At 63.9% G+C, this 26,685-nt stretch carries 30 protein-coding genes; 19 read left to right on the top strand and 11 right to left on the bottom strand.

Annotated elements, in window-relative coordinates:
* Positions 1-7: 7 nt before the first annotated feature.
* Entirely contained in the window at positions 8-2,257 is a 2,250-nt protein-coding gene (locus tag AOT87_RS13310; RefSeq protein WP_057966680.1) for a SulP family inorganic anion transporter, read from the bottom strand.
* A gap of 121 nt (positions 2,258-2,378) precedes the next feature.
* Positions 2,379-2,654, bottom strand: coding sequence for a hypothetical protein (locus AOT87_RS13315; protein WP_057966696.1), 276 nt, complete (start codon positions 2,652-2,654; stop codon positions 2,379-2,381).
* Between the two features lie 476 nt (positions 2,655-3,130).
* Between AOT87_RS13315 and dapB the strand changes: the two genes are divergently transcribed.
* From dapB to AOT87_RS13360, 9 genes are all read left to right on the top strand, one after another.
* A complete protein-coding gene (dapB, locus tag AOT87_RS13320) occupies positions 3,131-3,859 on the top strand; it encodes a 4-hydroxy-tetrahydrodipicolinate reductase (protein ID WP_165589976.1) in 729 nt (242 codons plus the stop codon).
* Positions 3,859-4,320, top strand: coding sequence for a hypothetical protein (locus tag AOT87_RS13325; protein WP_057966681.1), 462 nt, complete (start codon positions 3,859-3,861; stop codon positions 4,318-4,320). Before dapB ends, AOT87_RS13325 begins: the two co-directional genes overlap by 1 nt.
* A complete protein-coding gene (locus AOT87_RS13330) occupies positions 4,317-4,769 on the top strand; it encodes a flavodoxin family protein (RefSeq protein WP_057966682.1) in 453 nt (150 codons plus the stop codon). Before AOT87_RS13325 ends, AOT87_RS13330 begins: the two co-directional genes overlap by 4 nt.
* A 10-nt stretch (positions 4,770-4,779) precedes the next feature.
* Positions 4,780-5,250 (top strand): hypothetical protein, encoded by a 471-nt coding sequence (locus AOT87_RS13335; protein ID WP_057966683.1) that lies wholly within the window; start codon positions 4,780-4,782, stop codon positions 5,248-5,250.
* A 177-nt stretch (positions 5,251-5,427) separates the two neighbouring features.
* The gene (locus AOT87_RS13340; RefSeq protein WP_057966698.1) at positions 5,428-6,702 is read left to right on the top strand and encodes an acyltransferase; all 1,275 of its coding nucleotides are present in this window, start codon (positions 5,428-5,430) and stop codon (positions 6,700-6,702) included.
* Between the two features lie 65 nt (positions 6,703-6,767).
* Positions 6,768-7,568, top strand: coding sequence for a thymidylate synthase (locus AOT87_RS13345; RefSeq protein ID WP_057966684.1), 801 nt, complete (start codon positions 6,768-6,770; stop codon positions 7,566-7,568).
* The gene (locus AOT87_RS13350; protein ID WP_057966685.1) at positions 7,565-8,056 is read left to right on the top strand and encodes a dihydrofolate reductase; all 492 of its coding nucleotides are present in this window, start codon (positions 7,565-7,567) and stop codon (positions 8,054-8,056) included. The genes AOT87_RS13345 and AOT87_RS13350 overlap by 4 nt, the downstream gene beginning before the upstream one ends.
* Positions 8,057-8,085: 29 nt before the next feature.
* Positions 8,086-8,730 (top strand): thioredoxin domain-containing protein, encoded by a 645-nt coding sequence (locus tag AOT87_RS13355; protein WP_057966699.1) that lies wholly within the window; start codon positions 8,086-8,088, stop codon positions 8,728-8,730.
* A complete protein-coding gene (locus AOT87_RS13360) occupies positions 8,727-9,950 on the top strand; it encodes a crosslink repair DNA glycosylase YcaQ family protein (protein ID WP_109398765.1) in 1,224 nt (407 codons plus the stop codon). Before AOT87_RS13355 ends, AOT87_RS13360 begins: the two co-directional genes overlap by 4 nt.
* On the opposite strand, the gene AOT87_RS13365 is transcribed toward AOT87_RS13360, so the two are convergent.
* Positions 9,913-10,455, bottom strand: coding sequence for a YceI family protein (locus AOT87_RS13365; RefSeq protein WP_057966686.1), 543 nt, complete (start codon positions 10,453-10,455; stop codon positions 9,913-9,915). The genes AOT87_RS13360 and AOT87_RS13365 overlap by 38 nt on opposite strands.
* A 23-nt stretch (positions 10,456-10,478) precedes the next feature.
* Positions 10,479-11,171 (bottom strand): hypothetical protein, encoded by a 693-nt coding sequence (locus AOT87_RS13370; RefSeq protein WP_057966687.1) that lies wholly within the window; start codon positions 11,169-11,171, stop codon positions 10,479-10,481.
* Between the two features lie 99 nt (positions 11,172-11,270).
* On the opposite strand from AOT87_RS13370, the gene thyX reads away from it, so the two are divergent.
* The 3 genes from thyX to AOT87_RS13385 all read left to right on the top strand — a co-directional run bounded on the left by thyX (position 11,271) and on the right by AOT87_RS13385 (position 14,673).
* A complete protein-coding gene (gene thyX, locus AOT87_RS13375) occupies positions 11,271-12,023 on the top strand; it encodes an FAD-dependent thymidylate synthase (protein ID WP_030093879.1) in 753 nt (250 codons plus the stop codon).
* An 82-nt stretch (positions 12,024-12,105) separates the two neighbouring features.
* Positions 12,106-12,981 (top strand): 4-hydroxy-tetrahydrodipicolinate synthase, encoded by an 876-nt coding sequence (dapA, locus tag AOT87_RS13380; protein ID WP_075874262.1) that lies wholly within the window; start codon positions 12,106-12,108, stop codon positions 12,979-12,981.
* Entirely contained in the window at positions 12,982-14,673 is a 1,692-nt protein-coding gene (locus AOT87_RS13385; protein WP_057966688.1) for a ribonuclease J, read from the top strand.
* Here the strand turns inward: AOT87_RS13385 and AOT87_RS13390 are convergent.
* From AOT87_RS13390 to AOT87_RS13400, 3 genes are read right to left on the bottom strand one after another with little or no spacing between them, the layout of a single operon-like run.
* Positions 14,670-15,545 (bottom strand): SAM-dependent methyltransferase, encoded by an 876-nt coding sequence (locus AOT87_RS13390; protein ID WP_057966689.1) that lies wholly within the window; start codon positions 15,543-15,545, stop codon positions 14,670-14,672. The genes AOT87_RS13385 and AOT87_RS13390 overlap by 4 nt on opposite strands.
* Positions 15,546-15,547: 2 nt before the next feature.
* On the bottom strand, positions 15,548-16,366 hold the full coding sequence (locus tag AOT87_RS13395) for a mycofactocin-coupled SDR family oxidoreductase (RefSeq protein WP_030093875.1): 819 nt from the start codon (positions 16,364-16,366) through the stop codon (positions 15,548-15,550).
* Position 16,367: 1 nt separating this feature from the next.
* Positions 16,368-16,679, bottom strand: coding sequence for a putative quinol monooxygenase (locus AOT87_RS13400; RefSeq protein WP_030093874.1), 312 nt, complete (start codon positions 16,677-16,679; stop codon positions 16,368-16,370).
* 101 nt (positions 16,680-16,780) lie between these two features.
* On the opposite strand from AOT87_RS13400, the gene AOT87_RS13405 reads away from it, so the two are divergent.
* Complete coding sequence (locus AOT87_RS13405; protein ID WP_057966690.1) at positions 16,781-17,347, top strand: hypothetical protein; 567 nt, start codon at positions 16,781-16,783, stop codon at positions 17,345-17,347.
* Here AOT87_RS13405 and AOT87_RS13410 read toward each other — a convergent pair.
* Positions 17,322-17,888 carry a TetR/AcrR family transcriptional regulator gene (locus AOT87_RS13410; protein WP_057966691.1) on the bottom strand — a complete coding sequence of 189 codons (567 nt, stop codon included), beginning with the start codon at positions 17,886-17,888 and terminating at the stop codon, positions 17,322-17,324. The genes AOT87_RS13405 and AOT87_RS13410 overlap by 26 nt on opposite strands.
* Positions 17,889-18,053: 165 nt before the next feature.
* Between AOT87_RS13410 and AOT87_RS13415 the strand changes: the two genes are divergently transcribed.
* Entirely contained in the window at positions 18,054-18,563 is a 510-nt protein-coding gene (locus AOT87_RS13415; protein ID WP_057969609.1) for a hypothetical protein, read from the top strand.
* A gap of 3 nt (positions 18,564-18,566) precedes the next feature.
* Here the strand turns inward: AOT87_RS13415 and AOT87_RS13420 are convergent, their stop codons facing one another.
* Positions 18,567-19,925, bottom strand: coding sequence for an oxygenase MpaB family protein (locus AOT87_RS13420; protein WP_057969313.1), 1,359 nt, complete (start codon positions 19,923-19,925; stop codon positions 18,567-18,569).
* A 147-nt stretch (positions 19,926-20,072) separates the two neighbouring features.
* Between AOT87_RS13420 and AOT87_RS13425 the strand changes: the two genes are divergently transcribed.
* Positions 20,073-20,615 carry a hypothetical protein gene (locus AOT87_RS13425; RefSeq protein ID WP_057969314.1) on the top strand — a complete coding sequence of 181 codons (543 nt, stop codon included), beginning with the start codon at positions 20,073-20,075 and terminating at the stop codon, positions 20,613-20,615.
* Between the two features lie 127 nt (positions 20,616-20,742).
* A complete protein-coding gene (locus AOT87_RS13430) occupies positions 20,743-23,232 on the top strand; it encodes a DNA translocase FtsK (protein WP_057969315.1) in 2,490 nt (829 codons plus the stop codon).
* On the opposite strand, the gene AOT87_RS13435 is transcribed toward AOT87_RS13430, so the two are convergent.
* Positions 23,229-23,885 (bottom strand): carboxymuconolactone decarboxylase family protein, encoded by a 657-nt coding sequence (locus AOT87_RS13435; RefSeq protein ID WP_057969316.1) that lies wholly within the window; start codon positions 23,883-23,885, stop codon positions 23,229-23,231. The two genes, AOT87_RS13430 and AOT87_RS13435, sit on opposite strands and share 4 nt — an antisense overlap.
* A gap of 49 nt (positions 23,886-23,934) precedes the next feature.
* Positions 23,935-24,471 carry an amino-acid N-acetyltransferase gene (locus AOT87_RS13440; RefSeq protein ID WP_057969317.1) on the bottom strand — a complete coding sequence of 179 codons (537 nt, stop codon included), beginning with the start codon at positions 24,469-24,471 and terminating at the stop codon, positions 23,935-23,937.
* Between the two features lie 42 nt (positions 24,472-24,513).
* Here AOT87_RS13440 and pgsA point away from each other — a divergent pair, with 42 nt between their 5' ends.
* The 3 genes from pgsA to pspA all read left to right on the top strand — a co-directional run bounded on the left by pgsA (position 24,514) and on the right by pspA (position 26,589).
* Positions 24,514-25,113 (top strand): CDP-diacylglycerol--glycerol-3-phosphate 3-phosphatidyltransferase, encoded by a 600-nt coding sequence (gene pgsA, locus AOT87_RS13445; protein WP_057969318.1) that lies wholly within the window; start codon positions 24,514-24,516, stop codon positions 25,111-25,113.
* A 184-nt stretch (positions 25,114-25,297) separates the two neighbouring features.
* The gene (gene clgR / locus AOT87_RS13450) at positions 25,298-25,648 is read left to right on the top strand and encodes a transcriptional regulator ClgR (RefSeq protein ID WP_057968249.1); all 351 of its coding nucleotides are present in this window, start codon (positions 25,298-25,300) and stop codon (positions 25,646-25,648) included.
* A gap of 131 nt (positions 25,649-25,779) precedes the next feature.
* The gene (gene pspA, locus AOT87_RS13455) at positions 25,780-26,589 is read left to right on the top strand and encodes a phage shock protein PspA (protein WP_057968250.1); all 810 of its coding nucleotides are present in this window, start codon (positions 25,780-25,782) and stop codon (positions 26,587-26,589) included.
* Positions 26,590-26,685 lie beyond the last annotated feature (96 nt).

Consider the following 26,685-nt stretch of genomic DNA (forward strand, 5'->3'; position numbering starts at 1 on the left):
TCGCCGCTCAGCTGGTTGCCGGCGCCGGGTCCTCCACGATGTCGCTCGTGTTGCCGTCCTGGCCCACGATCCCGTTCTCGTCCACCTCGTAGACGTGCGCTTCGGCGATGTTGAAGAACGTGCCGACCACGCGAACCCGCCCGGACACCACAGCCCCGGCCAGGATCGGGTGGTGGATGAGGCGTTCGACCTGGATCGCCACATTCACGACACCGAGCTGGTCGACTTCGTTGAACCCGTGTGCCTCCGCGCTGGCGCGTGCGGGGTGGTGTTCCTGGAAGGCGATGAGGCTGTCGCGGGCATAGTCGAGCCAGCGTCCCACTGGAGTGGTCGGGGTATCGGTCGACTCGGACAGCAGTGCCTTCATCGCGCCACATGAGGAATGTCCGCACACCACAACCGAACTCACATTGAGTTGGTTGATAGCGAAGTCCAGCGATGCGTCTACCGAGCCATCGGCGGGATCGGTGGGCACCACATTTCCGACATTGCGGATCGTGAACAGGTCACCGGGTCCACTAGCCGTGATCACATTGGGCAGGATGCGCGAATCACCGCAGGTCAGGAAGAGTGCATCGGGATCCTGGTAGTCGGCCAGTTCCGATACGTGCGGTCGCAGCGCACCCGAGCCGCGGCTGTTGTACTCGTTGATGCCATCGATGATCGATGCGCCCACACCGTCGTTGTCGCTGCGTCGCCACGACCGCCACGGCACTAGACCGACAGCGCGGGAAACGAAATGCCGCTGCGGTCGGGTGGTGTGGGCGTGGTGCAACTTGGCGTGCGAAGACTCCACGATCATGACGGTGCCGCCGGCAGCCTCATGGGCACGCTTCCAGTCCGAGATGGCCTCGGAGATGGCGTGATCGACGTAGTCGGCGTTGATCGCGAGCGTGACATGCGCGCCGGGGGGAACCGTGCTGAGCGTCTTGGTCAGTCGGGGCAGCGACAGGAAGCTCAGGGTGCCGTCGAGCTCGACATGCCACTGCCGCGACCCTTCGGTGCCGAACGGGCGGGCGTCCATGTGTGCCCGCATGACCCGGCCCACCAAGATGCCGATGGCCACCACGAGTCCGATGCCCACGCCTTCGAGCAGATTGAGGAAGACGACCGAGACGATGGTCACCGCGTAGACGGCCAGATCGCCTGTGCGCCAAGCCAGTTTCATGTGGGCCAACTTGACCAACTGGACACCGATGATGATCAGCAGACCGGCCAGGGCGGCCTTGGGAATGAGCTGCACCACACTGCTGAACAGCGAGGCGAATAGCAACACCCACACCCCGTGCAGGATCGATGAGGCACGAGTCTTGGCGCCCGCGGCCACGTTGGTCGAGCTGCGCACGATCACGCCGGTGATAGGCAAACCGCCCAGAAAACCCGAGGCCACGTTGGCGCTGCCCTGACCGATCATTTCGCGATCGAAGTTGGTGCGCGGACCGGTGTGCAGTTTGTCGACGGCGACCGCGGACAACAGCGACTCGACACTGGCAATCAAGGCGATGGTCAACACGCCCAAAAGCACTCCGGCCCAGTCTCCGTCGGCCGGACCGATCAGCGTAGGGAAACTGATCGCGTCAAAGAAGTCGCCCGACAAGGAGATCCGCTCGGCCGGGGAGTTAGTCAGGACGGCGAAGGCGGTCGCGGCCACGATGGCCACCAGGGCGCCGGGGATCATCCGAATCTTGGGCGGCAGCTTGGGCCACAGCAGCAGGATCGCAATGACCATGACGCCGATGATCACATCGGGCAGATGGTGATTCAGGACCCCCTGGGGCAGCGCCTTGAGGTTCTGCCAGGCAGAGCTCTGCGAAGTGCCGCCCATGAGGACATGGACCTGTTGCAAAGCGATGGTCACACCGATACCGGCGAGCATGGCGTGCACCACCACCGGCGCGATGGCCAGCGCGGCACGAGCGATCCGGCTCAGGCCGAACAGGATCTGCAGCAAGCCCGCACCAATGGTGATCAGGCAGGTCATCTGCCAGCCGAACTTGTTGATGATCTCGGCCACCACCACGGTCAGGCCGGCCGCCGGGCCGCTGACCTGCAATGGTGATCCGCCGATGGCACCGGCGACAATGCCACCGACCACCGCAGCGATCAGACCCGCCATCAGCGGGGCACCAGAAGCGATCGCGATACCCAAAGAAAGCGGCAGCGCGACGAGAAAAACGACGAGGGAGGCAGGGAGGTCGTGCCGCAGATTCTGCAGTAACGACGGCTTCGAAGCCTGCTCGGTGACGGAAGTCGTCATGACAGTAAGCCCTATCGGGAAGAGGGGTCGCTGCAGCTGCGACTAGATACGCGTGCGCGACAGAGTGGATAGATGGGTGGGTGAGACGCGTATGGCGGCTTTTTGCCGTCACGGCGACTGCTCAGCGTCGATCTATTCCCATGGTGATAAGGCGTTGTCGTCCCAAATTATCGGGCGCTCGTGAGAACACGAAGCCGCGTGACACCAAGAGCGCCAAGAGGGTGGCGCCCAACAGTGCTGTCATCACGAAAGCAGCCGGAACGGGTATCGAGCCGGGTTGCTGGCGGATCCGTGTAGCGGTCGCGCTGATAGGGCTCTTGACGTGCTCGTGGACTTCCTCGGGCAGCAGGTTCGATGCTGGCGAAGTTCCGATGATGGCTGCGCGCCACCCGAACATCTGCCCATGTGTGCCAGGGCCAAGGAAGCACAGGGCCGCAAGGAGGGCGATCGCGACGCCCCCTGCGCGCATGTATCGCTTGCGGCCCGACATGGGCTTAAGAGTACCAGTGCGGGCCTCAAACTGGAGGGATCGCAGCTAGGGATATGTTTCTGAGAGGAACCTGAGAGCGCCGCGTGACCCCGGCAAATGGTTGCCAGAGTCGTGACTACCGTCACAGTTGGTTGCTCGACCGGGCAAAATTACACCCGGCCGCCCCGTCAAAAAAAGGCTCAACCAGGAGTTGACATCATCGCCTGGCAAATCGATCGACCGATAGACATAGCGTAGCTCGGGTAGACGCCCGGTGTCGCCCCGGTGAACTTTCCTTGGTGCGGCAACATCGCCATTGCCCGGACGGGTGACTGTGCCGCTCGTAGTCGGGCGTCATCTGTGCCCTCTCGGCACCGGGGATTAGGGTGACCGGCGTGACTAATATCGCGACCGGAGTGCTCGGAGCGCAGGGCAAGGTTGGCCAGGCCATGTGTCAGGCCGTTGAGGCCGCCGGGGATCTTGACCTGGTGGCCGCCGTCGACAAAGACGACCCGCTGGAGGCGCTTACCGCGGCCCGCGTGGTCATCGACTTCACCCATCCCGATGTCGTCATGGATAATCTGAAATTCTTGATAAGCAACGGTATTCATGCCGTTGTCGGTACCACGGGTTTCACCGACGAACGCCTGGATCAGGTGCGGGCCTGGCTGGCCGACAGCCCGGGCACGGCGGTGCTGATCGCTCCGAACTTCGCGATCGGCGCCGTTCTGTCGATGAAGTTCGCTCAGCAGGCCGCCCGATTCTTCGAGTCGGTCGAGGTCATCGAGCTGCACCACCCCAACAAGGCAGACGCCCCCTCCGGGACAGCCACGCGCACCGCACGACTGATTGCCGAGGCCCGCAGGGGATTGCCGCCGAGCCCCGATGCCACCAGCACGGGGATCGAGGGGGCGCGTGGCGCCGATGTCGACGGGGTGCGGGTGCATGCGGTGCGTGTCGCCGGACTCGTCGCCCATCAGGAAGTGTTGTTCGGAACCACCGGCGAGACATTGACAATCCGCCACGACAGCATCGACCGGTCGTCGTTCGCGCCGGGTGTGCTGCTGGCCGTGCGCAATGTCGCCGCCCGGCCTGGCCTCACGATCGGCATCGAGCCCCTGCTGGAGCTGTAGTGTCCGCCGCAGCCCGGGTCAAGATCCTCATCGCGTTCATGTGCGCGGCGATGGTCGGGTACTTCCTGATCCTGGGCCGGATGGGCGTCACATTGATCGGCACCGGGAAACCGGCGGCGATCGGGCTGGGTCTTGCCGTGCTCATCCTTCCGTTCATCGGCCTATGGGCGATGGTCGCCACCCTTCGCGCGGGCTTCGCGCATCAACGGCTCGCAGGTCTGGCCTCGGAGTTAGGGCGCGATCTCGACGTGAGTGCCCTGCGTAGGACTCCGTCAGGGCGCATCAATCGCGAGGACGCCGACGCCCTCTTCGCGACGGTCAAAGCAGAGGTTGAGGCCGAACCCGACGACTGGGTGGGGTGGTATCGGCTGGCGCGCGCATATGACTATGCGGGGGATCGGGGCCGCGCCCGCGAGACGATGCGCACCGCCGTGCAGATGCAGCAGGACGGGGCAGTATGAGTCGTCTGCTGCTCGTTCATCACACGCCGTCGCCGGCCACGCGAGAACTGCTGGAAGCGGTGTTGGCGGGCGTGAAGGACCCTGACATCTCTGGAGTTGAGGTCGTGATCAGGCCCGCTCTTGCCGCCACGATTACCGACATGCTGGGTGCTGACGGCTACCTGTTTGGCACCACCGCGAATTTCGGATACATGTCCGGCGCCCTCAAACATTTCTTCGACACCGTCTACTACCCGAGCCTGGATCATGTCGCCACACGTCCCTACGGACTATGGGTGCACGGCAACAACGACACCGTCGGTGCGGTGTCGGCGGTGGACAAGATCGCGACCGGGCTCGCACTGGAGAAAGCGGCCGATGCGCTTGAGGTGGTCGGGCCGATCGACGCATCCGTGCGCGAGCAGGCCTATAACCTTGGCGGCACGCTCGCCGCGATCTTGATGCATTGAGGAGACTGGCATGCCCGGACTTGCCGAACTTGCCCTGGGAGCCGCGCCTATCGCCGGGGGTGCCCTGCTGGGTGCCGTCGCAGGCAATCTGAAGCCGCCGGATTTCCGGTCGTTAATCGCTAAAGACTTGGATCTACTCGACCGCATCCCGCAAGAGCAGACGGAGCGTCGCGCCGCGTTTCAACGTACGATCGATCAGCGGATCGACGATCTGATCGCCAGTACCGATCGCGGCCGGTCGCTGCGTGAGGCCGCGCTCTCCTACGGCGGTGGTTGGCGCGACGTTTTGGTGTTCATCGGTGCTGTTCTGTTCACGGTGATCTGGTGGAACGTCGAGCACACCCGGAGCAACTGGCTGGTCATGTTCCTGGTCATGCTGGCGCTGACGCTGGTGGCCGGTTTCTACGCGCTGCGCTCGCTATTGCGTTCGCTGCACGGACTGAGCGGCAGGTTGAGGCACCGGTCCCGGGGTTCGTCATAACGCACTCTGATAATTCCGTGGCAAATTCGAATCTGTCATATTCGAGATAGTCTGTTATCTCGGGCTTCAGAGATTACGCGATGTTAATCGAATGGAATCTCTGGTAGCGCCGGGCATCCACGCAATGGACATAGATTGTGGCTTATCTATTCAGCCCACATGAAATCGGAAACAGCCTTGAACGCCACGCTACGCGCAACCGATACTGTCGATATTCACCGGATGCTCTCGGTGGCAGAATCGGAATTGAACCATCTGCGCAAGTACACAACCATTTGGTATGTGGCCTGGTTGCGGGGCGATCTGGATAGATCCGCACTGCGTGCGGCGGCGACGGCTCTGCAGCACAAGCATCCGTTTCTCGCGGCCCGAGTCGACCCGGTCGGCCGCCGTTTTCGGGTAACCACCGAGCCCGTGAAGGACGTGGTGGCCCTGCGGACTGAGCCGCTGGACGATGTCGCGACACTTCCGGTGTTGTCGCTCGACGACGGAACCTTCGCGATCCTGGTGCATCCCAGAGAAGCGGGTCACGCCGTCGCGGTAGGAGTCGATCATTCGATCGCCGATGCGCGCCTGAGCTATGTCTACTTCTACGAACTGTGGGAGCTCTATACCCAGATCGTCACGACAGGTGAGATTCCACATCCACCGCGCCAACCGATTCCGGTGTCGCCGGAGTCCGCGATGGAGAGCCGGGGGCTCATGCGCACCGCTCTCCCGGACAAACATTGGTTCGGTGCTACGTCCTGGGGTGGCCGGCAGCAAGTATCTTCCGCCGCCTCAGCCCCCGTGCTGGGATGGAAGCAGCGCTTCGGTCCGGAGACCTCCGCCGCATTGCGGACCGCGGCGCGGCAACGTCAGACCACCGTGAACACACTGATTACCGGTGTGATCGCGCTCGCGGAGCGCGCGTTGATCTTCGTGGACACCGACGAGCCGGTGAACCTGGGCTTCGAATCGCTCGTCGACTATCGCCGCCATCTGACGCCGCCCGCCGAGCTCGGTGAGATCGCCAACGGAATCATGATCGCGCGAAGCCAAGTCTTGGTTCGCGGGAATGACGATCCCGTGCAGATCGGCGCTGAGGTGGCGCGTCAAATTCATGAGGACATTGACACGGGTTTTCTTGTGCAAAGCGTGCACCACATCGCTGACGGCGTTTTGACGGGCGGTTTTGGACCGTTCATCCGGATTACCAACCCCGGTGTGCTGCCCATCCCGCCCTTGCCGCAGGACGTGATCCTGGAAGACTTCGACGCCCAGCTGACCACGCCACCGGCCACCATCGCGGGCGGAGTGCTCGCGCCGCAGGCGTCCCGTTATGAGGTCTACTCGATCGGCGATGAGTTCACCATCGTGTGCAAATTTCCCGAGGCGTCGCTCACCGACGACCAGGCGGCCGCGCTGCGCACAGATATCGTCGCGCGGGTCCACGGGCTCGCGAACCGGTAAAGGGCGCTGCGCTCTCCGTGCGTCGGAGGCCGGGGATCGCCATGGCCGCACCGTAAGCTAGCTGCGTGCCCGTTCCCACTCCTTACGAGGATCTGTTGCGTCTCGTGCTCGACCACGGCACGCCGAAGTCGGATCGCACCGGCACCGGCACCCGCAGCGTCTTCGGCCACCAGCTGCGCTACCGCCTGGATGAGGGCTTCCCCTTGATCACCACCAAGCGAGTCCATCTGAAGTCGGTGATCTACGAGCTGCTGTGGTTCCTGCGCGGCGAATCCAACGTCCGCTGGCTCCAAGAGCGCGGGGTCACCATCTGGGATGAGTGGGCATCGGAGACGGGGGAGCTGGGTCCGGTGTACGGGGTGCAGTGGCGATCGTGGCCCACCCCCTCGGGTGATCACATCGACCAGATCAGTGCCGCGCTCGACCTGCTGCGCACCGACCCCGATTCGCGCCGCAACATCGTCTCGGCCTGGAACGTGGGCGAGATCCCGCAGATGGCGTTGCCGCCGTGTCACGCGTTCTTTCAGTTCTATGTTGCCGACGGCAAGCTGAGCTGTCAGCTGTATCAGCGCAGTGCCGACCTGTTTCTCGGCGTTCCGTTCAACATCGCCAGCTATGCACTACTCACCCATATGATGGCGGCGCAAGCAGGGCTGGGCGTGGGCGATTTCGTGTGGACCGGTGGCGACTGCCATATCTACGACAATCACATCGAGCAGGTCACCGAGCAGCTCAGTCGCGATCCGTATCCGTATCCCCGGCTTGTTCTGGCGCAGCGTGATTCGATATTCGACTACGAATACGAAGATGTCACGGTCGAGAACTATCAGCACCATCCGGCCATCAAGGCGCCTGTCGCGGTATGACGGGGACCATCGGGCTGATCTGGGCACAATCCCGCGACGGCGTCATCGGTGCGGATGGCGCCATCCCGTGGCGGCTGCCGGAGGATCAAGCACGCTTCAAGCGAATCACTATGGGGCACACGGTGATCATGGGCCGCAGGACCTGGGAGTCGCTGCCCTCCAGTGTCCGGCCGTTGCCGGGGCGGCCCAACATCGTGTTGACCCGGGATGCGTTGTTCGAACCAGACGGAGCGTTGGCCGTCGGGTGTGCCGACGCCGCGCTGGCCGCCTCTGATGAGGCGCCGTGGGTCATCGGAGGCGGCGAGATCTACCGGCTGTTCCTGCCCTTGGCACAGCGATGCGAGGTGACGGTGGTGGACGCCGATGTGCCGGGTGATGCCCTTGCTCCGGAGCTCGACGAGAGCTGGCTGGCAGAGGGAAATGATTGGCAGACAAGTGAATCCGGGTTGCGATACCAGTTCCTGAGTTACCGGAAGGTCGACGTGTGAGGCCTGCGCTCCTCCGAGTGGTCATCGTGATGGCCGCCGCGGTGCTGGCACTTACCGGCTGTACCCGCGTCGTTGACGGAACCGCGTCGGCCCCCGCTGCCGCCGCAGGCTGGGGCAGTAGCCAAGGTGCCGGTGTGACGGTGGGCGGCGCGGGCGACGTCGCAGCCGGGATCACGGTGTTCGTCGACTTCCAATGCCCGTTCTGTCAGCGATTCGAAGCCGAGTACGGCGAGGAGATCACGAAGTACGTCACCGAGGGGCGCTTGCAGGTGACCTATAGGCCGGTGAGCTTTCTGGACCCGATCTCGGCCAGCGGTGACTACTCATCGCGGGCATCGGCCGCGCTGTTCCTGATCGACAAGGCGGGTGCGGCCGATGCCGTGATCCTGGGCTTCATCGGGGAGATGTTCCGGAGGCAACCGGTCGAAGGCGTGGGGAACCTCACCAATCTGCAGATCAGCGAGATTGCCGCCGGTGCCGGAGTGACGGGCGATGTCTTGCACGAGATTTCGTCTCTTCAGATCACCGATGCCGATCGGCAGCGGACGGCGGGCAATGAGCAGCAGCTGACGGACCACGGCCTGGGCGGTGTCCCCGGCATCATTGACAGTTCGGGGGAGATGGTCGACCCGTCCGACGCCGATTGGTTGGCCCGCCTCGTGGGAGCCCGGTGAGCCGGGCGGGGTTGAGCATCGTGCAGGCGCGTCGCATCGCGATTGCGGCGCAGGGCTTCACCGACGTGCCCGCGACTTCGGTCACCCGTGCTCACTTGCGTAAACTCATCTCCAGAATTCAGGTACTACAACTGGATTCGGTATCCGTGGCGGTGCGTGCCCACTACGCCCCGGTGTTCAGCAGGCTCGGGCCCTACGACCGCTCGCTTCTTGATGACGCCGCCTGGAGCCACAGCGCGCGTACGCCTCGGCTGCTCATCGAGTATTGGGCGCACGAAGCGGCGCTGATGTCCATCCAGGACTGGCCGCTGATGCGCTGGCGCATGCGCGAGTACCGGCACGGGCGATGGGCGCGAAAGTTCGTCGAGGAGAACCCGGGCCTTGTTGATGAGGTGCTGGCTGCCGTCGCCGAACTCGGGCCGTGCACCGCCGGGCAGATCGAGGCATACCTGGAAAAGGAAGCGCCGGGCCGCAAGGGCCCATGGTGGGATCGCAGTGAGACCAAGTGGATCGCGGAAGCCCTGTTCTCTTCGGGCGAGCTGACCACCGACAAGCGCGTCGGGTTCTCGCGGCATTATCAGCTGGCGCACAAGGTGATTCCTGCCGACATCTACCAACGCGAAATCTCCGATGAGGAGGCCGTACTGGAACTGGCACGCCGCGCGGTGCGTGCGCTAGGCATGGGAACCGAGGCTGATATCCGCGACTACTTCCGGCTCTCGGCGGGGCAGATCAAACCGGCACTGGCCGCGCTCGCGGATGCGGGGGAAGTCGAGAGGGTAACCGTCGAGGGCTGGAGCGCACCAGCGTATCTGGCTGCCGGGCAGACGATTCCACGTGCCGACCGGGGCACGGCGTTGTTGTGCCCGTTCGATCCGCTGATCTTCTTCCGTCCCAGGGTCGAGCGGCTCTTCGACTTTCACTATCGCATCGAGATCTACACGCCGGCACCCAAGCGGCAGTACGGCTACTACGTCTGGCCGTTTCTGCTCGACGGGCGTCTGGTGGGCAGGGTCGATCTGAAGGCCGACCGCGCGGCCGGGACACTCAATGTCATCGGTGCGTTTGCCGAGCAGGGACAGGACCCGGCGCGCATCGCGGGGCCGCTTGCCGAACAGCTGACCGGTATGGCGTCGTGGTTGGGTCTGGATTCCGTCGCTGTCGGCAGGCGCGGCGACTTGGTCAGAGCGCTGGGCGGCGCGCTTCGAACGACACGGTGACGAGGTCGGCGACCTTCAGAGATTCCATCGCCATCGAGAACGGTTTCACCTGGTACGCCCGCTGCGATATCTCCGTGGTGAGGTGCAGCAGCTGGTCGTCGCCGTCCTCGGTCACCGCGAGGTCCAGCTCGACACTCTGCGTCACGCCATGGATCGTCAGCGGACCATGCATGCGGTAGTTCGCGGTCTTTTTGGTGATCGTCTCCGCGTGGAACTCGATGAGGGGAAAACGTTTGGCGTTCAGAGTCTTCAGCGCATTGGATCGCACGATGATCTTCTCCGGTGCCGAAAGTGGTGTGAGTCCACCTTCGCCACTTTCGACCTGCAGTGAGTCCACCTCGACGACGACACTGGCCGACGACGGCTGGTCATCGGGTCCGTCGACCGTGACGGTCCACGTCCTCATGGTGAGCGTCAATCGATGTCCCATCCGTGCGGCGGGTCCGGCTACGCCGGTGCGCAGGATCAGGGTGCCGTTCTCGGGTCCAAGCGTCCAGGAGCTCACGGGGCCGATCGTAAGGGTGTCATCTATCGCGCTGGCTGGGAACCGGTCGGCAACGGTTTGCGCCACTGATCGGCGTGCACCTCGATCCTGGTCTTTCCCGAGCCCGACCACGATGTGTTCAGGCCGAAATGCTGCGCCAACTGCACAATTCGCCGGCCGACGAACGTATCGGTGCGTGCGTGTACCTCGGCCTGCGCGTCCGGGTCGTTCCGGTGGTACGCCTCCAGTAGCGCTGCCGGTAACTCGGGGTGAGCACGAAACGCGCTGAACCCCAAGTAAAGAGTCGGATTATCCGAGGCAAGGCGCAGCGCATCTTGTTCGTGGAAGTAGGTGTACGCCCACTGGTCGTAGCGGTACCAGTCGGGTGGGTCGGGATTGACGGTGCGCTCGAAGTCGATCTCGGAGGTGGCGCAGGTTGTGCAGCAGGCGAAGCACATGCGCGCGAGGATGCCCTCGGATTCCAGCTGAGTGAAGGTGTAGTGAAGTCGGCCATAGTCGCCGGTGTCGGCCCATGTCGTCTGCTCGGCCAGCCGTTCGGTCCACATCTCGTGGACCAGTGCGGCGGCCTCCTCGGGATCGATCTGGCCGGAATCGTCTACCCATTCGGCGACGGATTCTTCGACCTCGTCCCGTGACCAGAACCCGGCTACGAGGTATGGGCGGATGAACGCCCGCAGCTCAGCCCGATCTCCGGTTTGCCATTCAAGGATGCGCACATGTCAAAGGTAGCGGTGGGAGTTGCGGAATGCATGCCGAGATGATGGCGGGAGTGCTCTGGTGACTGACCGGCCGCGACCGCCGATAGGGTGTTGCGCGTGGCTGAGATCGTGCCGCTGCGCGTGCAGCTGATAGCTAAGACCGACTTCATCGCGCCGGAAGACATCGACTGGAGCACCGATGCCGATGGTGGCCCGGCACTCGTCGAATTCGCCGGCCGGGCCTGCTACCAGAGCTGGTCCAAGCCCAATCCACGCACAGCCACCAATGAGAGCTACCTGCGTCACGTCATCGAGGTGGGGCATCTGTCGCTGCTGGAGCACGCGACGGTCACCTTCTACATCACCGGTATCTCCCGGTCCTGCACGCACGAGCTGATCCGGCACCGGCACTTCTCGTACTCGCAGCTTTCCCAGCGGTTCGTGCCCGAAGCGGACTCCAATGTGGTGCTGCCGCCCGCCGTCGCGGACGACCCGGAGCTGGTCGAGCTGGTTCGCAAGGCCACCGACGCGAGCCGTGCTGCCTACGTCGAACTGCTGGACAAGCTGGAATCCAAGCTCGCCGACGTTCCCAATGCCGTGTTGCGGCGTAAGCAGGCGCGACAGGCTGCCCGGTCTGTGCTGCCCAACGCCACCGAGACCCGCATTGTCGTCACCGGCAACTACCGGGCGTGGCGCCACTTCATCGCGATGCGCGCCAGCGAGCATGCCGACGTGGAGATTCGCCGGCTCGCGATTGCTTGTCTGCGCCAGCTCACCGACCTGGCGCCGTCGATCTTTGGTGACTTCGACATCGCGACCCTGGCCGACGGCACGGAGGTCGCGATCTCTCCGCTGGTCTACGAGGGATAGAACCGAGGGATACAACACAGCCGCCGGGGGATAACCGCTTGGTCGCGGCGGGTATTCTCGTGCCGTGACAGCAGGTGAAACAGTGGCGCGGCTCGGCACCGTGCTCACCGCGATGGTGACTCCTTTCGATGCCGATGGCGCCCTTGATGTCGACACCGCGGTCCGGTTGGCCGCGCACCTGGTCGACGCCGGGTGCGATGGCCTCGTGCTCTCCGGTACCACCGGAGAGTCTCCCGTGACGTCCGACGCCGAAAAGCTGACCCTGCTGCGTGAGGTGGTGGCCGCGGTGGGCGACCGCGCGCGCATCATCGCCGGGTCCGGCACCTACGACACCGCGCACAGCATCAAGCTCTCCCGTGAGTGCGAGGCTGCCGGAGCCGATGGCCTGCTCGTCGTCACCCCGTACTACTCGCGGCCCTCGCAGGCAGGGCTGCTTGCCCACTTCACCGCGGTCGCGGATGCGGTGAACGTCCCCGTCATCTTGTACGACATTCCGCCGCGCTCGGTCATCCCCATCGACTTTCACGTCATCCGCGAGCTGGCGGCACACCCGAACATCGTGGCTGTCAAGGATGCCAAGGGGGACCTGCATGGCGGTGCCCAGATCATCGCGGGCACCGATCTCGTCTACTACTCGGGCGACGACCCGCTGAACCTGCCCTGGTTGTCGGTGGGAGCGGTCGGATTCGTCAGCGTCATATCGCATTTCGTCGCCGGACCGTTGCGTGAGCTGCTGGTTGCCTACAACGCCGGCGACGTGGAAACGGCCCGCAAGCTCAATGCGCAGATCGCGCCCGTGACAGAGGCGTGCCGGCGGCTGGGAGCGGTGGGAGCAGTGAAGGCCGGGCTTCGGTTGCAGGGCATCGATGTTGGCGACCCCCGCCTGCCCAACGTTCCGCCGAGCCCGGAGCAGATCGAGGGATTGGCCGCGGATATGCGCGCCGCCGGGGTGCTGTAGGTGCCGATAACGCCACCCGAAGATCTGCGTGCGCCCGGTCCGCTCGCCGATGGCGCGTTGCGCGTCACCGCACTCGGCGGTATCAGCGAGATCGGCCGCAACATGACGGTTTTCGAACTGCGTGGGCGCCTCCTGATCATCGACTGCGGAGTGCTTTTCCCCGGTCATGACGAGCCCGGCGTGGACCTGATCCTTCCGGACATCCGCCACATCGAGGATCGTCTCGACGATGTCGAGGCGCTGGTCTTGACGCATGCGCACGAGGATCACATCGGAGCCATCCCCTTCCTGCTCAAGATGCGCCCCGATATCCCAGTGGTGGGTTCGGCTTTCACCCTCGCGTTGGTCGAGGCCAAGTGCCGCGAGCACCGCATCACCCCCCGGTTCATCAAGGTGAAGGAGGGCGAGCGGTCCACTCACGGCGCCTTTGAATGCGAGTACTTCGCGGTCAACCACTCCATTCCCGATGCACTTGCCATCGCCGTACACACCGAGGCCGGGACCATCCTGCATACCGGCGATATCAAGCTTGATCCGCTGCCTCCGGACCGGCGTCCCACCGACTTGCCCGGGCTGTCCGGACTGGGTGATCGGGGTGTCGATCTGTTCCTCGTCGACTCCACGAACTCCGAGGTGCCGGGAGTAGGTCCATCGGAGAGTGAGATCGCTCCCACCCTGAACCGGCTCATCGAGACCGCGCGCGGCCGGGTGATCATTGCGTGTTTCGCCAGCAATGTGGCACGGGTGCAACAGATCATCGATGCCTCGGTCGCGCACGGACGCCGTGTCGCGCTCGTGGGCCGATCGATGGTGCGCAACATGGGTATCGCACGCGATCTGGGCTTTCTCGACGTCGAGGACCGCGACCTGATCAACGTGGAGGCCGCGAACGAGCTGGCACCGCAACGCGTTGTGATGGTTACCACCGGCACACAGGGCGAGCCAATGGCTGCGCTATCACGCATGGCCCGTGGCGATCATCGCCAAATCACCCTGACTCCTGACGATTTGGTCATCTTGTCGTCATCGCTGGTGCCGGGCAATGAGGAAGCCGTCTACGGCATTATCGACTCGCTTGCGAAGGTGGGCACCCGGGTTGTGACAAACACCCATGCGCGGGTCCATGTTTCAGGACATGCCTATGCCGGGGAGCTGCTTTACCTCTACAACGCGGTACGCCCGCGCAATGTCATGCCGGTGCACGGCACCTGGCGGCATCTGCGTGCCAACGCCGACCTTGCGGTCAAGACCGGCGTCGACGAAGACCGGATCGTGTTGGCGGAGAACGGCGTGAGCGTCGACCTGCACAACGAGCGGGCGCGCATTGCGGGACGGGTGCCGGTGGGCAAGATGTTTGTCCACGGCCTGGTCGATGGCGACGTATCCGATGCCACCGTCGGCGAGCGTCTGGTTTTGAGCAATGGCGGATTCATCGCGGTCACCGTCGTGGTGCGTAGCAACGGACGCCCGGTCGGCAGGCCGGAGCTGTTCTCGCGCGGATTCTCCGATGACGCCAAGGCCCTGGACCCGGTGACCGAAATGGTGATCACCGAGTTGAATTCACTTGCCGAACAGTCGGTCACCGATACCGGCCGCATCGCGCAGTCGGTGCGGCGCGTGGTGGGCAAGTGGGTTGGCGAGACCTATCGCCGCCAGCCCATGATCGTGCCGACCGTGCTGACGGTCGACTAAGACTTTTCCGCGAGCACGGTCCGTTCGAGCTCGGTGGTCGAGAGCCTGCGTCCAGCGGGCGCCAGATAACGCGTCTGGAATTCGGGCCCGCTGACATCCTCGAGCACCCGCCAGCCGTACTCGGCGAGCAGTGGCGCCACCGCGGCAGGGGAGAGACCGAACATCCATACCTGGCTGCGCATCCGAAAACGTTTGTACAGCATGGTGTTCCCGTACAGGTTCGAACCGTCTATGAAATCGCGTTGCACGTAGGTGAAGGCGAGGCGACTGCCTGGTGCAGCGGTGCTCAGATAGTCCAGCGTCGCCCGAACCGCGGGCTCGGAGAGGTACTGCGTGACGCCCTCCCAGATGAAGAAGGTGCGTGAGGTGCGATCGTGCCCGGCCCGCAGCAGTGCGTCGGACAGATTGTCATGCTGGAAGTGGACGGCCACCAGGTGCACCGACGGCGGTAGAACGCCCACCGCCTGCTGGATCGCACGTCGTTTGGCCGCGATGTTCACCGGCTGATCGACTTCGAAGACCGGTATCGATGAGGTTCGGGACAGTCGGCATCCCCGGCTGTCCATTCCCGCACCCAAATTGACGACCGCTTCCGCAATGTCTGCCCACGAGGCCAACTGATCATCGATGTAACGCTTACGGCACACAAAGATGGACCAGGCGCCTTGGCCGCTTCTCTCCGCCAGCGTGATCAACAGGTTCCGCAGCGTCGTCCACGCGGTGAGGCGGACAAACCACCGTGACGCGGTGGGCAGGATCCGGGCCGCCAGGTCGTCGTCGACGATCCGGGACCCGGGCGGCTCATGCTGCTCGATGGCTGCGATGGCCATGGGGCCGTACGCAGTCTGCGCGGCGGGATTTTTCCGTGACATGTCTAGCGCCTGTTGGTGAACCCGGCATCGACGGGGAGTGCGACGCCGGTGACGTACCGCGCATCCTCGGACACCAGCCAGGCCACGGCGTTGGCCATGTCCTCGGCGGGCATGAGAACCACCGGCAAGGCATGGCCGGTATCGGACATGCCTTCGGGCGCGCCGTTGGCGAACAGCTCTTCTGTCACCGGGTTCACCAGCATGGGGGTCGCGACACCGCCCGGGTGAATCGTGTTCACCCGGATACTGTGTGGCGCAAGCATGTTGGCATAGGACCGCATGAGCCCGACCAGCCCGTGTTTAGCGGCGGTATAGGCCAGTCCACCGGGAGTATTCATCACCATGCCGGTCAGGCCGGCCACCGAGCTGGTCAGCACGATCGATCCGCCCGCGCCGCGCTCGACCATCGACGGCCGGGCCACCTCGATCGTGTGATACACCCCGGTGAGATTGACATCGAGCACATCGGTCCAGCCATCCTCGCCGCTTTCTGGAGTGAGGGTGGCGATACCGGCGTTCGCAATCACGATGTCGACCGGCCCAAGGGCCTGGACACCGGCGTCGAAGGCGCTTTGCAATGCCTGCCGATCGCGCACATCGGCCTCGTGTGCCGAGATGGCACGCCCCAGGGCATCGACTTCCTTGACCGTGAGATCGAGATCTTCCGCGGTGGCCATCGGGTACTCCACGGAGGGTATCTGTGCGCAGATGTCCACCGCGATGACGTTGGCTCCCTCGGACGCCAGCTTGATGGCGTGGGCGCGGCCCTGGCCGCGGGCCGCCCCGGTGATGAACGCGACCTTGCCATCCAGCTTGCCCATGTCAGTGGGTCAGATCGCCCTTGGCCGGATCGCCTGCGGGAAGCGCTTCGGCGACAACGATTTCCGGCGCCTGACTGAGTAGCGGTCCTACCTTGCCGAACATCGCGGTGACGGCCGGCGCTTTCCCATGCTCCGCGAGTGCTTCGTTACTCGCCCACGACTCGACGAAGACGAAGCGATCGTGTGCCTCGTGCAGGGAGTAGAGATTGCAGCCCGCCTCGTCGTGGACCTGGGGAATGGTCTCCAGGAGTGCGGCACGAACTTCGTCGCGCTTGTCGGGCTGGGGATACAGGAACGCCACCACAGTGGGCATGGAACACCTCTCGTCGTTGGGAGTGGATCGAATTCCACCGTACCGAAGCCAGCTGGGGCGCCCTGCGGTCGATACGCTGTGGGGGATATCGAGGGAGGGATATGACCGATCACGACCTGGCGAGCGGGTCGCCCATCCGAACCGAGGTTGTCCTCACCGAAGAGGGGCGAGGCAAACTTGCAAAGGGCGCGCTTCAGACGGTTGCACGTTCCCGGGGCGTCTGGATTCTGCTCGTCGGGGCCGTGTTGTACGTCGCGTTCTTCTTTGTGTTTGTGGCGGCTGGCGCCGGTGTGGTGATCCTGATCGTTGTGATTGCGGCGGCGGCGCTGATCGCGTCGAGAATCCGTTCTCGTACCCAGCTGTCCATGCAGGCGATACCTGTCGGGACGGTGCAGCGTGCCGAGTTCGGGGCGTCAGAGTTCACGTTCTGGGTACTGCGCCCAACGACGAATGCCTTACTCGGGCAATCATTTCTGACCACTCGGCTGATGGTTTTGCGGGACTACGCCGAGATCAAGAACGTTGTGGTGAACGACAACGCCGTGGGGATCTTGTTTTCCGCGCGGCCGGGAATGCGTGAAGCCTTCCCCCGTGAACTCTTTCCTGACCAGGCCCTGGCGCTGATGTCTCGCTACACCAAGGTCAGCGGGACGTGGTCGCCTCCGTAGGCACCAGCGAGTTGATCCAGACGGAGTATTCATCGAGTGCGGCATTGAGACGCTTGCGGTCTACCTGGGTGCCGAACTGCTGAGCGCCAATCAAGATGCTGAAACCAATGCGTGCCATCGTGTCCGCCCGATCCGGAGCGAAGCCGGCTTCGATGTAGTGCTTGGTGAGATGTTGATGTCGTACCTGGTCCACGCGGTGCTGCGCCGCCGTCACGTAGCGGTCCGCCATCGCCCAGGCGCGAATGGCCTTCTCCACCTCATGGTCGGCCTCACGCGCTGCTTGCTCCAGCACGACCAGCCGTTCCTGCGGATCGGATACTTCGTCCACGCGGCGGCGCTGCGCGGTAGTGATGTCGTTCTCCCAGTAATCGATGACTGCTCGGTAGAAGCCCGCCCCACTGCCGAAGTGGTGGTACAGCGAGCCCGTGGTCACGCCGATTCGGCGGCATACCGCCGTCGTGGTGAGTGCGGGCTTGCCGCCAGCCGCCAGTAGTTCGAACGCGGCAGTGAAGTAGTCGTGGCGAGAGACCTTCTCGGTCATGCTCTCACCATAGATGAATCTATGTATGAGGGAAGTCGAATCTGAAAGGTAGCTGTGTCTATTTGGGTGGATGTTTCAGTTAACAATTTGTGTATGATTTATCACGTGGTAATGCACGCGAAATGCGTAGTGCAGTGATACTGGGAAACAGGGGAGGTACTAGCGATGTCGCAAAATTGGTTTGCGATGGTGGGCGCGGTAGCAGGTTTGGCGATGTCGGTGGGAACGGCGCTGCCCGCTGCGGCAGACCCACCGAAGGACCCGTACCCGGATACCAGCAAGTACGCGAAGTTCGACTTCGAGGGGTTCCGGATCGCCGACAAGCCTGGCGTGTGGTTTTCATCCACGTCCGGACTGAGTTGCGGCATTTGGGACGACGGCAGCTTCGGCTGCAATGGCGTTATCCCAGGAGCTCCAGCTGGCACCAATCAGGTGGGCTGGTTCTCCGGTGAAGGGTCCGCGCATTTCGATAACACCGAGCAGATTCGATTCACGTCCGGAGAAGCGCAGAGGGTACTGCCGGCCAATAACTACATCGAGTATCGCAATGTTCGTTGCGCGACAACGCCCGAGAATCATCTGTACTGCGGCGGAGCGGGTTCCGGTAAGGGCGGCTATTCGGGTGCCCGGTTCCTCGTTACGCCGGGCAAGACCTGGTTGGGCAACGAGCAGTAGCCGCTAATTGCGTGGGGCGTGCGGCACCGGGCACCCTGCCGGTGTCGCCGCCGTCGCGTCATGGTGGGTGTATGAGGTGTCGTGCATGTCGCCGAGCCTGGCCAGTGCCTGGTTGATCATCGTCGCGGACCACCACAGCAGTTCGCCATTGCGTTGTTGTGCACGGCGTTTGGCGCCCGGCAGCCTGTCCGTGAGTCGCCGCATCTGGACATTGGCGTGCACCGCGATGCCGGTTAGCGTGGTCCACGGTTGAAGACGCGCGTCGCGTAGGGGAGTTGCGCGCACAAGTGCGCGGACAAGGTCCTCGCCGCCGTAGTAGGCGGCGACACCCAGAACCGGGGTGAATACCAGTCGGCCGATCCTCCCGGCAATTCCCTTGTCCACGAAGCCGAATGCCGCGGTCATCATGACGTCAGTCCATTCCGAGGGGCCGCCGGCGTAGGCGACCATATAGTCCATCGTCTCCATGCCCTCGGCCACGGATTTCGGGATCAGCTCCTCGGCGACACCGAATACGTAGGCGATGTATGCCCAATACATCACTGCTGCTTCAAGATCGGCCATGCTGCGGGTGCGCCCGTGCTGATGGTCGATCAGTGGCGGGATGAGCCCGAAGGTCATCGCGGCACCCATCATCATCGAATTGGAGATCGGGTTGCCGTGATGAGCGAACTGTTCGTCGCCCCAGGAGCGCCGGAGCCCGGCGCGCACTTGTGCGTGCATCAGCCGAACCAGGACGGTGTCCTTGAAAGGTTGCGAAAAGCGTTCCAGGGCTCCGCGATAGGTCATCTTGCGGAACCACGCGGTGGTCTCCAGATTTCTCCGCAGGGTGTCGTTGACGAATCTGCCGGTAGCCCCGGTTGCATAGGCGACTTCATCGCCCACAAAGGTGCCGAAGGTGTCGCCGAACCCCATGCCGAACTTCGCCGCCAACGACGAGTTGTTCCATAGCTGGCGGCCCCGCTCCCAGAGCGCGGGGTCGTACCACGGGGGCGGATTATCGAGCTGCGCGAACAGCGCGACAAACTCTGCCGGCGGGTTTTCTATCGATTCGATGCCGTGGTCAAGGGCCCGGGTAAGCATCGCCCGTCCCTGGCGCGCGGGCATCTTCCGGATGCGGTCCACGACCGCATCCATCAGCTCGTCGCCCTGCCAGAGGTGATCGGCGAGCAGCCGGGTACGCGCCGTTTCCCTGGGGATCTCCTGGAAGTCCATCCACGGCGCCAGGATGTCCCTGCGGGATTGGGTCCACATGGCATCGAAGCGCAGCCGGGCAGGTGCGGGGCGCAGGTTCATACCTGCCCGCCAGTAGTAGTCGTTGGGATGTGTGCTGACCGTCGATAGGGCGCCGTTGCCACTCATGGGGAAAGGCTAGCGAGCACACAGGCATGTTGGCAACACTCATTGTCAAGTGTCTGGCCGGTTTTCCCGCGCCGGATCGACGGCGTCAATACAATCGGCCTCGCTATTTTGCTGACTCAGTAACCACGAATATCGGGAGGGCTTGGAATGCGGCTGCTGGCTCGGATAGTGGCACCTATCGCGCTGATGCTGGGACTAAGTGCCGGATCGCTGGCCTTCGCGATGGCGGACCCAGACATCCCCGGGGACCCAAATCCCTATCCCGACGTCAATAACGCCACCAAGTTCAAGCAGGCCGACTTCGAGCAGTTCTTGCGTGACGACACCGATGGGGCATGGTTTTCGACGCCGCGCGGGTTGACTTGTGCGATCTGGATCGACGGAAGCTTCGGCTGCAACGGCTCGTTCCCTGGGGCGCCTGCCAGTACGAACCAAGTCGCCTGGTTCCCGGGTGATTGGCGTGCTCATTTCGACACCACCAATGACGCGCTGTTCACGCCGGCGACGCGTCCGCCGGTGCTCACGCCCGGTAACTACTTCAACTACCGCGCCGTCAAATGCGCAGTCACCAAGGATCAGGGCGTCTACTGCTTCCGGGGTCATTCCGCGAGCAGCTTCAACGGCGATCAGTTCTATATCGCGGCGAATCAGTCCTGGCTGGGTGAGACCAAGCCCCGCCCCGCACGCTGAGCCGGGTTTCGCAGGTCACGAGACTGTCTCGGGATGGCCTCGCGTAGGTGACAAAACATTTGCTTACTAGCGGTTTTAGCCGTGTTGCAGATGGTGCAGATGTGACTGTTGCGACTAGGCTGTCGCCATGGCGAGTAAGACTGTCAGCCGTTCGCGTGGCCGGAACACCAAATCGGGACCCCGGTCGCGCAACACCGCGCCGACCCGTCGTCCGGCACCGCGCCGGCGTAATCAGCGTCGTAACCAGCATTGGACGACGCCGCTGGTGGCATTGGGCCGAGGGGCGCGTAGCGGGTGGCACGCCTGCGCCCACGGCGTGGGGTCGTTGTTCCGGTCGGTGGGCAGGGCTCACGACATCGAGCACGGTCACCGGCGCGACGGTGTAGCGCTGGCGTTGCTGGGCCTGGCCTTCGTGGTGGGCGCGAGCTCATGGTTCCACGCCGCCAAACCGGTAGGCGGCTGGATCGACGATGTCTTCCGCGCGGTCGTGGGATCCGGTGTCGCACTGGTGCCGATCATCGCCGTCGTCATCGCGGTGTTCTTGATGCGCACCGAGCCGAACCCGGAGGAGCGTCCGCGCCTACTGCTCGGCTTCGCCATGGTCGCGCTGCCGATCCTGGGGCTGTGGCATCTGTTCGCGGGTTCCCCCGATTCCCCAGAGGGGCGAGCGGACGCGGGAGGATTTGTCGGCTTCGTGATCGGTGGGCCGCTCGCACAAGGCCTCACCGCGTGGATCGCCGCGCCGCTACTCGTGATGGCGATCGTCTTCGGGGTGCTGCTACTGACCGGCACCACGATCCGCGACATCCCGGACACCCTTCGGAACATGTTCTCGCCCAGGGACTACGACGAATGGGATGAGGAGTGGGACGACGAAGACTACGTAGAGGACTACGAGCCCGAAGACGACTACGAGGCGACGCGTGAATTCACGCGCGGCGCCACCCCGATGGACAACTACCCGCTTGAGGAAGAGGCGGCGGCGCCAGAGCCGCCCGCTGCACCGGCTCCCAAGCCGGCGCCCGTGGTCAAGTCGACCAAGAAGTCCAAGCCGAAACCGCAGATGCCCGTTGTCGATCGGGTGGTCGAGGGCCCCTACGTGCTGCCCTCGCTGGATCTGCTCATCGCGGGAGATCCCCCGAAGGAAAGCAGCGCGGCGAACGACGACATGATCGCCGCGATCACCGGAGTGCTCGAACAGTTCAAGGTCGATGCGGCGGTCACCGGCTTCAACCGTGGTCCCACCGTCACCCGCTACGAGGTTGAGCTCGGCCCCGGCGTCAAGGTGGAGAAAATCACCGCCCTGCAACGCAATATCGCGTACGCGGTGGCTACCGACAGCGTGCGTCTGCTCGCGCCGATCCCCGGCAAGTCAGCGGTCGGCATTGAGGTGCCAAACACCGACCGAGAGATGGTGCGGCTGGCCGACGTGCTGACCGCACCCGAAACCCGCACCGATCACCATCCGCTGTTGATCGGCCTGGGCAAGGACATCGAGGGCGACTTCATCTCCGCCAACCTGGCCAAGATGCCGCACTTGCTGGTTGCCGGTTCCACCGGTTCGGGCAAGTCGAGCTTCGTCAACTCGATGCTCGTTTCGCTGCTGGCCCGCGCCACCCCGGAGGAGGTCAGGATGATCCTGATCGACCCCAAGATGGTGGAACTGACACCCTACGAAGGCATTCCGCACCTGATCACCCCGATCATCACCTCGCCGAAGAAGGCTGCGGCCGCCCTGGCCTGGCTGGTGGAAGAGATGGAGCAGCGATACCAGGACATGCAGGCCAGCCGGGTCCGGCACATCAACGACTTCAACGCGAAGGTGCGCTCCGGCGAGATCACCACCCCGCTGGGTAGCCAGCGTGAGTACCGTCCGTACCCCTTCATTCTCGCCGTCGTCGACGAGTTGGCTGACCTCATGATGACCGCGCCTCGTGACGTCGAGGACGCCATCGTGCGTATCACCCAGAAGGCGCGAGCGGCCGGTATCCACCTGGTGCTCGCCACCCAGCGTCCGTCGGTGGACGTGGTCACCGGCCTCATCAAGACGAATGTGCCTTCGCGCCTTGCCTTTGCGACCTCATCGCTGACCGACAGCCGCGTCATCCTGGACCAACCCGGCGCCGAGAAGCTCATCGGCATGGGTGACGGACTGTTCCTGCCGATGGGCGCCGGGCGGCCGATTCGCATGCAGGGCGCCTTCATCACCGACGAGGAGATCAGCGCCGTGGTGGCGGCGGCCAAGGAACAGGCCGAGCCCGACTACACCGAGGGTGTCACCGCGACCAAGGTCGGCGGCGGTCCCGGTAAAGAAGACGTCGATCCCGACATCGGTGACGACATGGACGCCTTCTTGCAGGCCGTCGAGCTCGTGGTGTCGAGTCAATTCGGCTCGACCTCAATGCTGCAGCGCAAGCTGCGGGTCGGCTTCGCCAAGGCGGGTCGCCTCATGGACCTGATGGAGACGCGCGGAATCGTCGGCCCCAGTGAGGGATCCAAGGCGCGCGAGGTCATGGTGAAGCCCGAGGACCTCGGCAGTGTGATGGCATCGATCCGCGGCGGCGGGGGAGCCGACGAGGAAGACGAAGACGACGGCGCGGTGCCCGAAGACTTCTAAGCGTTCTCGTCGCGCCGCAGTGCGATGGCGTCGCCCACATCGAAGGATGTGAATCCCTCGGGGGCGGCGATCTCCACGATCGGCTCGTCGCGGTTGTCCCACTCCAGGCGTAAGGCCGTGCTCATCACCGCGTGCATTTCATACATCGCGGTGATGTAGGTGAGTTCCAGGATCTCTTCGTCGGAGAGGTGGGCTTTCAGCGCGGCGAAGATCCCGTCGGGCACCCGGCCCCCGTCGAGAACCAGGCAGTCCGTGTAGGCCAGCACGGCCCGCTGCGCCGCGGTGAAGCAATCAGCGGTACTCCACGACGGGATCGCGGCGATCATTTCCTCGGACATACCCACCATGCGGCACGACTTGCAATGCTGGGAGAACACGAACTGGCTGCGACGAGCCCAACCGGCGCGTGTTTGGCCAAGCTCCCGCAGGACCGGGTCCAGCTTGCGATCGGGACTGCGGTAGAACGCGAAACCCTGAACCGAATGCTTCAGCGCCTCGGGTACGAGCGCGAAGACCGTCCACCAGTCACCGGGTGTGCCCGTGGTGGTCCCGGGATCGGAGACCGGATCGCGATCACCGAAGATCTGGTCATACATGCGATGGACAAGGAGGTCGTCGGTTTCGGCGCGGGAGACCTGGCGCAGTCTTGGCATGCCTCGATCATGGCCGACGATCGCGCCCAGAATGCCCGATGCGCAGAAATCAGAGGTGGGCGAGCATGCGGGTGTTGCCCAGGGTGTTCGGCTTCACGTAGCTCAAGTCGAGGAACTCGGCCACGCCGGTGTCGTAGGACCGGCACATCTCCTCGTAGACCTCGGCCGTCACCGGGGTGCCATCGATCTCGCGGAATCCGTGTTTGGTGAAGAAGTCGACCTCGAAGGTCAGTACGAAGACTCTTTTGAGTTCGAGTTCCCTGGCGACATCGAGCAGGCGGCTGACAATCGCGTGCCCAACCCCCGAGCCCTTGAGCCGGGGGTGCACCGCGATGGTGCGCACCTCACCGAGATCGGACCACAGCACATGCAGGGCTCCGCAGCCCACGACGTCCCCGTCGAGCTCGGCCACCCAGAACTCCTGAACCGCCTCGTACAGCGTCACAAGGTTCTTTTCCAGCAGGATGCGTCCGGCGTAGACGTCGACGAGCGCCTTGATAGCGGGCACATCGGAGGTACGGGCACGACGAACGGTCACCGCGGGAGCCGTGTTAGTCGAGATGCCGGATATACCTTCAGCGCTCATGCGTGAACAGTAGCTAGCTCTAGAACAGATAGGGTGTTTGACGTGCCGATGCCACCGGAAACCCAGCCTGATTCCGAGGCTTCGGCTGCGCCGGTGCCGGTGGTGAACATTGCCAACATCCTGACGGTGCTGCGCATCGTGCTCGTACCGGTGTTCATCGCTGTCCTGTTCACCGCGGGCGGGCACCAATCCTCCTGGCGCATTGCCGCTTTCGGGGTGTTCGCATTAGCCATCGCCACCGACCGCTACGACGGCGTGCTGGCCCGCCGGTATGGTCTGGTCACCCCGTTCGGCCAGCTTGCCGACCCGATTGCCGACAAGGCGCTTGTCGGTGCGGCACTGGTGGGGCTCAGCGTGCTCGGAGATCTCGCGTGGTGGGTTACCGCGGTCATCCTGGTGCGCGAGATCGGGATCACGGTGCTGCGTTTCTCGGTGCTCCGCCATGGGGTGATCCCCGCCAACCGGGGCGGCAAGCTCAAGACCACGGTGCAGTCACTGGCGATCGCCGGGTATCTGCTGCCATTGACGGGGCATTGGCACACCGCCGCTGCGGTCCTGATGGGGCTGGCGGTGGCACTCACCGTCATCACCGGTGTCGACTACCTGGTGCAGGCGCTGCGGCCCCGGCCGAAGGCCGAATAAGCCGGGCGTCGGCGAACCCCTTGCTGACCGTGATCACCGACTTTCTATGACGCCGAATGTGGCGCACGAGTCAAAATCCACATGAACACGTCGGGAACCTCGCGCTGCGTGGCAACGTTGAGCAAGGCAGACTCAACTAACACGCGGTACGGACACCGACGTTCAGGACGCAAAGGAGAAAGACATGGCGCTGTTGCTTAGAGAGGCCATCGGCGACACCCTGCGGAACGCCCGATCCGGGCAGGGCAGGACATTGCGCGAGGTATCGGACTCGGCACGCGTCAGCCTGGGATATCTGTCCGAGGTGGAACGTGGCCGCAAGGAAGCCTCCAGCGAGCTGCTGGCCGCGATCTGCGGTGCGCTCGATGTCCCGCTGTCGGAGGTGTTATCCGAGGTCAGCGCGAGGCTGGCGCATCGCGAGGCTGCCGTCGCGGCTCCGCAGCCCGCAGTGACGACAGCGGCCGGCTCGCTCAGCGGGATCGATGTCGCGACCAAGGTGGTCATTCCGCAGGTTCGCGCAATGGCGGCCGCCTAACTACTGTGGCGGTCGCATTGTTTTGCGCCCCGTAGGGGGTGTGGGGATCGGCATGCAACAGATAAGTTGGGACCCACGCAGTCGTAGGTAGCGACGACTACCGGCATCCAAGCAGAAGGCGGATCGATCTCATGGCTAACCCGTTCGTCAAGGCGTGGAAGTACTTGATGGCACTGTTCAACGCGAAGATTGACGAGAACGCAGACCCCAAGGTGCAGATTCAGCAGGCCATCGAGGAGGCCCAGCGGAACCACCAGGCGCTTTCGCAGCAGGCCGCCTCGGTAATCGGGAATCAGCGCCAGCTGGAGATGCGCCTCAACCGTCAGCTCGCCGACGTCGAGAAACTTCAGGTCAACGTTCGTCAGGCGCTGACCTTGGCCGATCAGGCCACCGGCTCGGGAGATGCATCCAAGGCGACCGAGTACAACAACGCCGCCGAGGCGTTCGCCGCCCAACTGGTTACCGCCGAGCAGAGCGTCGAGGACCTCAAGGCGCTGCACGACCAGGCGCTTGCCGCGGCCGCCCAGGCCAAGAAGGCCGTCGAGCAGAACGCGATGATGCTGCAGCAGCGGATCGCCGAGCGGACCAAGCTGCTGAGCCAGCTGGAGCAGGCCAAGATGCAGGAGCAGGTGTCCGCCTCGCTTCGGTCGATGAGCGAGCTTGCCGCCCCAGGCAACACCCCGAGTCTGGACGAGGTGCGCGACAAGATCGAGCGCCGTTACGCCAACGCCCTTGGTCAGGCCGAGCTGGCGCAGAACTCTGTGCAGGGCCGCATGATTGAGGTACAGCAGGCCAGTGTGCAGATGGCCGGACATTCGCGTCTGGAGCAGATCCGCGCCTCCATGAAGGGTGAGGCCCTGCCCAGCGGTGGCACGGCGACCCCGGCACCGGCGACGGCACCAGAGCAGGCTAATCCCGCTAACCCGCTGGGCCAGCAGTAGTTTTCTCTCTTCTTTCGCTTCAATCCGCCGAGTGGGGACGCAGCCGCGCCCACTCGGCGGATTTGTCGCATGGACAATTCGTCCTCGGCGACCGCC

Source organism: Mycobacteroides sp. H003, assembly GCF_001440135.1.
Taxonomy (GTDB): domain Bacteria; phylum Actinomycetota; class Actinomycetes; order Mycobacteriales; family Mycobacteriaceae; genus Mycobacterium; species Mycobacterium gwanakae.